General features: G+C 69.3%; 4 protein-coding genes. 1 reads left to right on the top strand and 3 read right to left on the bottom strand.

The genetic code is table 11. The features are described 5' to 3' along the window. Together ACFE7U_RS14920 and ACFE7U_RS14915 are read right to left on the bottom strand one after the other, a co-directional pair. Positions 1-902, bottom strand: a 902-nt coding sequence (locus ACFE7U_RS14920) for a Bug family tripartite tricarboxylate transporter substrate binding protein (RefSeq protein WP_375410509.1), incomplete at its 3' end; no start/stop codon positions are given. A 186-nt stretch (positions 903-1,088) separates the two neighbouring features. Beyond that, positions 1,089-2,426, bottom strand: a complete 1,338-nt coding sequence (locus ACFE7U_RS14915) for an L-serine ammonia-lyase (RefSeq protein WP_375410519.1) — start codon at positions 2,424-2,426, stop codon at positions 1,089-1,091. A 411-nt stretch (positions 2,427-2,837) separates the two neighbouring features. Here ACFE7U_RS14915 and ACFE7U_RS14910 point away from each other — a divergent pair, with 411 nt between their 5' ends. Beyond that, positions 2,838-3,083: a hypothetical protein gene (locus ACFE7U_RS14910; RefSeq protein WP_375410508.1), complete on the top strand. Its 246-nt coding sequence runs from the start codon at positions 2,838-2,840 to the stop codon at positions 3,081-3,083. 68 nt (positions 3,084-3,151) lie between these two features. Here ACFE7U_RS14910 and ACFE7U_RS14905 read toward each other — a convergent pair. Beyond that, the coding region (locus ACFE7U_RS14905; protein WP_375410507.1) for an ABC transporter permease at positions 3,152-3,937 on the bottom strand (786 nt) is incomplete at its 5' end.

Genomic DNA, 3,937 nt, shown 5'->3' with positions numbered 1-3,937 from the left:
GAGCTCACGACGATGGCGCTGAAGGCCTTCATGCGCTCGATCACGGTCGGATCGGTCAGCGCCTTCCGCGCCGCGTCGTTGAGCTTGTCGATGATCGGGCGCGGGGTGTTCGGCGGCGCGAACAGGGCGTTCCAGGTATAGGTCTCGTAGCCAGGCAGGCCGGCTTCCGCGATGGTGGGAATGTCGGGGAAGGAGGGCGCGCGCTCCTTCGTGGTCACCGCGAGGCCCCGCAGGGAGCCCGCCTTGATGAACTCGGAGGCCGAGGGCAGGTTGTCGAACTGGATCGGCACTTGGCCGGCGACCACGTCGTTCAGGGCCGGGCCGGAGCCGCGATAGGGGATGTGCTGCATCTTCACCCCCGCCATGCTCTTGAACAACTCGCCCGAGAGGTGGAGCGGGGTGCCCAGCCCCGACGACGCGTAGTTGTACTTGTCCGGCTCGGCCTTGAGGAGCGCGATCAGCTCCTTGACCGAGTTCGCGGGCAGTTTCGGGTTGACGACGAGCACGTTCGGGATGACGGCGAGCAGCGAGATCGGCGTGAAGTCCGTGACGGGGTCGTAGGGCTTGCGCTTGAGCATGAGCGGGTTCAGCGCGTGGGTCGCCACGGTGCCCATCAGCATTGAATAGCCGTCGGGTTCGGCCTTGGCGATGCGCGCGGCGCCGACATTGCCGCCGGCACCGACCACGTTCTCGACCACCACCTGCTGGCCGAGCACGTCCGACATCTTCTGCGCCACGAGGCGTCCGACCACGTCGGTGGAGCCGCCCGCCGCGAAGGGGACGACCAGGGTGATCGGGCGGATCGGGAAGGGGGCCTGCGCGAATGCCGGCAGTGACAGGGCGAGCGTGGCGGCGGCAGCGCCGAGCAGCACAGAACGGCGCGCCTGGGTCAGAACGGTCATCGTGGCGTTTCCTCGTTGTTGTTGGCACCACTCTACACGGCACCGGGCGCGAGGGAACGACCGCATCGGATCCTGCACAGGAAGGGCAGCCGCCTCACCGCCTTACCGAAGATCGTCGACCGCCCGTGCCGGCGCGTCGTTCATCCGGGTCTGCCAGCCGGCCCCTGTGCGAGCAGCCCGACAGGCTCAGCACGCCGCCACGTTCACCGCGAGCCCGCCGAGCGACGTCTCCTTGTACTTCGTCTGCATGTCCGCCCCGGTCTGGCGCATGGTCTCGATGACCGCGTCGAGGCTGACATGGTGGATGCCGTCGCCGCGCAGCGCCAGGGAGGCGGCGACGATGGCCTTGTTGGCGCCGAAGGCGTTGCGCTCGATGCAGGGAATCTGGACGAGGCCGCCGATCGGGTCGCAGGTCATGCCGAGATGGTGCTCCATGGCGATCTCGGCGGCGTTCTCGATCTGGAGGGTGTTCGCCCCGAGCAGGGAGGCGAGCCCTGCCGCCGCCATGGAGGCGGCCGAGCCGACCTCGCCCTGGCACCCCACTTCCGCCCCCGAGATCGAGGCGCGGCGCTTGATCAGCCCGCCGATGGCGGCGGCGGTGAGCAGGAAGTCGCGCCCACGCTCGGGCGACCAGTCGGGGCAGAAGTCACGGGCGTAGCGCATCACCGCGGGGACGATCCCGGCGGCGCCGTTGGTGGGCGCGGTGACGACCCGACCGCCGGCGGCGTTCTCCTCATTGACCGCGATGGCGAACAGGCTGACCCAGTCGAGGATCTCGTGGGCGGCGCGGCTGTTGGCCATGCGCCCGGCCTCCAGTTGCGCGTGGAGCGCCTTGGCGCGGCGGCGCACCCGCATGCCGCCGGGCAGGGTTCCGTCCATGCGCAGGCCGCGGTCGATACAGGCGAACATCGCCTCCGCGATGGCATCGAGCCGAGCCTCGATCTCGGGCAGCGGCCGGAGCCCGCCCTCGTTGGCGAGTTGGACCTGCGCCACGGTGAGGCCCGTCCTGGCGCAGACCTCCAGCAATTCGGCGCCGCTATGGAACGGATGCGCCGCCGTGAAGACCGGAATGGTGGCCTCCGCCTCGGCCCCCACGACGAAGCCGCCGCCGATGGAATAGAAGATCTCCTCGGCCACGAGCCCGCCCTGCGCGTCGAGGGCGCGAAACCGCATCCCGTTGGTATGGACCGGCAAGAGCTCGGTGAGGTTGAGGATGAGGTCGGCCGCTGGGTCGAATTCGATGCCGCCGCCGATGGAGCGGCTCGCCGCAAGCTCCGCCATCAGCGCCGGGATCGCGTCCGGATCGATGGTGTCGGGCGTCTGGCCGAGGAGCCCGAGGCAGATCGCGGTGTCGGTGGCGTGGCCGCGGCCGGTCCAGGCCAAGGAGCCGTAGATCTCCACCCGGACCCGTACCGCGTCGCGAGGCAGCCGCCCGCGGAACAGATCGGCGGCGATCATCGGCCCGACGGTGTGGGAGCTCGACGGGCCGATGCCGATCTTGAAGAGATCGAACACGCTGATCATGCCGGGGGCGATCGGAGGCAGTGGCGGGTCCTCGGAAGCGGGTCGGGCTGACATGATCTCGGCTCCCCGTCCCCGGACTCGAGCATGTCCCATACCATGAGGACACATGTGCAATCCCGATTCTGGCCACGGCCGATCGTGACGCAGCGGGGGCATGCACGCGGTGCTTGGCGGCCGCGGAGGACCCGCGGCAGGGCCGTCATCGGACGCCACGGCCAGCACGCTCAGGAAGTAAGCATGAGTGCCTAAAAATATGAGCGACGGGCGTTAAGCCTCTCATTTAAGCTCAAAAAAGCGCCTCAAGGTGCCCAAACGCACGTCCATTCCGGAGGGCTTGGGCCCATATTGCACTGCACACACCGGGACGCGATCCACCACAGACCCACCGGTCGCGTCGGTATGAACGGATTGATGATGACCACCCGACTTGTTTCCGCCGCGCTCGCTTTCGTCCTGGCTTCGGCCGGGGCCACGGCGCTCGCACAGAATTCCGGCGCTTCGAGCGTCACAGTGGCGATGGAGAGCAGCACCGGCCGCCTCGCGCCGCGCTTCCCGATGCCGCCGTCCTACGGTGCCGATGCGGTCGCCACCCTGCGCGGCGACGTCGTCACCACCGGCTCGATCGGCCAGCGGCAGCGTGAGACCAGCGCCCGCTGAAACGACGGCCGTTTCGTCCGACCGCGAGCCGGCTCCCATCGGGGGGCCGGCTTTTTTCATGAGGAGGCTCAGCCGAGCAGGGCCCGCCTCGCCTTGCGCTTCTGAAGCCACAGGCCGGCGCCGAGCGCGAGGCCGATCACCGCCAGCGACATGCCGGTGGTGAGCGTGCCGAGCGCGTAGATCTCCGGCGTCGTCACGGTGGTGGTGAGGCCCTGGAGTTCCAGGGGGAGGGTGTTGCGCCCGCCGATCGCCTGGCTGGTGCGGGCGAGTTCGTCGAAGGACAGGGTAAAGCCGAAGAGCGCGACGCCGACCAGCGAGGGCCCGAGGATCGGCACCACGACATGCCGCAGGGTCTGCGCGCCGGTGGCGCCGAGGTCGCGCGCCGCCTCCTCGTAGGCCGGATCGAACCGGTTGAAGACCGCGAACATGATGAGGAGGCCGAAGGGCAGCGTCCAGGTCAGGTGCGCGCCGAGCGCCGAGGAATAGAGCCCCATCAGGGTGCCGTGCTCCTGCAGCCAGCCCCAGCCGGTGGCCGCGGCCGCCGCGTTGACCGCATCGTCGAGGAGCCGGAATTCGAGGCCGATCCCGAGCGAGACCACGATGGACGGCACGATCAGGCTCGCGACCGCGATGGTGAACAGCGCGCCCTCGCCGCGGAAGTGCTTGCGGAAGGCGAGCCCCGCGAAGAAGGCGAGGATGACGGTGAGAACCATCACGACGAGCCCGAGCCGGAGCGAGCGCCAGAGCGCGGCCCAGATGTCGACCACCCCCATCCCCGCCCAGAGCCGCGAGAACCAGTGGGTCGAGACCCCGTTCAGCGGGAAGGTCAGCCCGCCCTGCGGCCCCTGGAAGCT

It is taken from the genome of uncultured Methylobacterium sp. (assembly GCF_964251405.1).
In the GTDB taxonomy this organism is placed as follows: Bacteria; Pseudomonadota; Alphaproteobacteria; order Rhizobiales; family Beijerinckiaceae; genus Methylobacterium.
This window is presented reverse-complemented; position numbering and strand designations above follow the sequence as displayed.

What these genes read in the sequence shown, in the direction of transcription:
- ACFE7U_RS14915 (WP_375410519.1), bottom strand. Translation starts at nt 2,426, where the DNA reads ATGATCAGCGTGTTCGATCTCTTCAAGATCGGCATCGGCCCGTCGAGC.
- ACFE7U_RS14910 (WP_375410508.1), top strand. Translation starts at nt 2,838, where the DNA reads ATGATGACCACCCGACTTGTTTCCGCCGCGCTCGCTTTCGTCCTGGCT.